This is a genomic window from Caballeronia humi (genome assembly GCF_001544475.1).
Taxonomy (GTDB): domain Bacteria; phylum Pseudomonadota; class Gammaproteobacteria; order Burkholderiales; family Burkholderiaceae; genus Caballeronia; species Caballeronia humi.
The window spans coordinates 1-1,743 of the sequence record NZ_FCNW02000162.1; the positions used below are offsets into that span (position 1 = coordinate 1).

Consider the following 1,743-nt stretch of genomic DNA (forward strand, 5'->3'; position numbering starts at 1 on the left):
CCTCTCGCTAGCCTGCGCCTTAATGTGTTGGTCACAGCTCGCACTGTTCTTTGATTAATTACGCAATAGCTTCTTAGGCGACAGATGAAATTGACAAGCCCCGATTCGAGATTTTGATGTCGACGTCCGGGTCTCTTGCCACGACTCCCTTAGGATGCACCCGCGTCCAGCTTGAGACAACCGTCGATCGGTGCGCTCGGCCTATTCGGCAACGGCCCGTTCCTGTCGCGCATCCTCTAGGCTGTAAGCCGCAGCCGCGACTTTGCATGAGCCGTGTTGCGCCCGCATTCCGGATTGCAACTCGAGGGCGCGCATCTTGTGGGCGACCAGAGCTGAACGATCCTATACGAATAGCTCATTGCGCGTGAGCACGTACCACACGATCACCGCCAGTTTGCCTTGCCCTCCGCGACAATGGCGATCTGCTGGCTAGGCTGCCTCGACGAGCAATCCTCGCGCGTACTAGCGTCCGCGCTCGGTGATGTGACCGTGCCGGGCTGGCATTGGTCCCGACTCATAGACCGAAGGGTTCAGACCGAAGTAGCTCACCGCTTCTCCGGGTTCGGAAACTGCTCGATGGCGCCGATCGCTGACAGCATGCCAATTGCCACAGTGGTATTTGCGCCGGTGATAATTTGCGGCCTGCGCAGCGGCTCGTCTCCGATCCCGATTTGCGCCCGGGCCTGTTACACCTCTCGCAGATACTCACGAAGACGGTCCAGTTCCCGCAGGCGTTGCTCAACGCCCAGACACTCGTCCAATGGCATCGGCTGGGAACCGAGCCGCGTGCGTCCTTTCCTTCCGAACAGATCGGTCGCGGGGCACCGCTCGGTCAGGTGGGGAGCCAGCACCGCATGGTTTTCGCTTTCAGCCTCGTTCGTTGCTGCACGGGTTGTGATCGGCACAAGACTTGTCGGCATAGCGCCAGGGTGCTCTCGGCGGGCATCCAGACTTCCGGCAGAAAATTGCTCGCGTACAGTCGTGGCAACACCGATGTATCAATCTTGACTGTCTTGATTTGTGCCTCCGCGATGAGCCTCACCAGCAATGGATTCGCAATCGCGACACGCGCGACGCGGGCGCAGAACGTTCGATGGCGGCGGTATTGCGAATCGCTTCGAGCACCGCACGATCGGTGCTGCGCAATCTTGCGGCAAAGCGCTCCAATTCGTCGAGTCTTAGTCCGGCACGACCGCCCGGCGTGCAGCACGTCGTCTTCAAGGTGCGCGATCTCCGCCACGGAGCGCGAAACATCCAACCCTACGATTCGCATAACCGTTCTCCCATTTCGAATGAAAGGGCGCTATCAAAAGCGAAGTGCAACACCTATCTCGTATAAGGTGTTGCAATGCCCGACAAAACTTCGTACCAGCAGCTTCAACCTGAAGAACGCCTCGCCATCGCAAGCCTGCGACTGCAGGATGTGAGTATCAGGGCCATGGCCCTGATGCTCGGGCGTTCACCAGCCACCATCAGTCGTGAGCTGATGCGAAACAGCTCCGCTACTGGCTATGCATCGGTGCCGGCTGAAGCGCGGAGCACCGCCCGTCGTAGCGCGGGCCGCCGCCCCGTCAAGCTTTGCCTGCAAAGCGTTTGCTGGCGGGTGGTGCTCACCCTGCTCGATTGGAAATGGTCGCCCCAGCAGATATCAGGCACACTCAAGCGTATGGTGCGATGTGATGTCGCGTAAAGGATTGTTTCATCTGGTGTTGTTAGCCAGAGAGGAGACCGGCTGTTCCGTCA

General features: G+C 59.2%; 1 pseudogene. It reads left to right on the forward strand.

The features are described from left to right. Positions 1 to 1,348 precede the first annotated feature (1,348 nt). Positions 1,349 to 1,669, forward strand: a pseudogene (locus tag AWB65_RS34745) (transposase); the annotation flags it as partial. Positions 1,670 to 1,743: the final 74 nt, after the last annotated feature.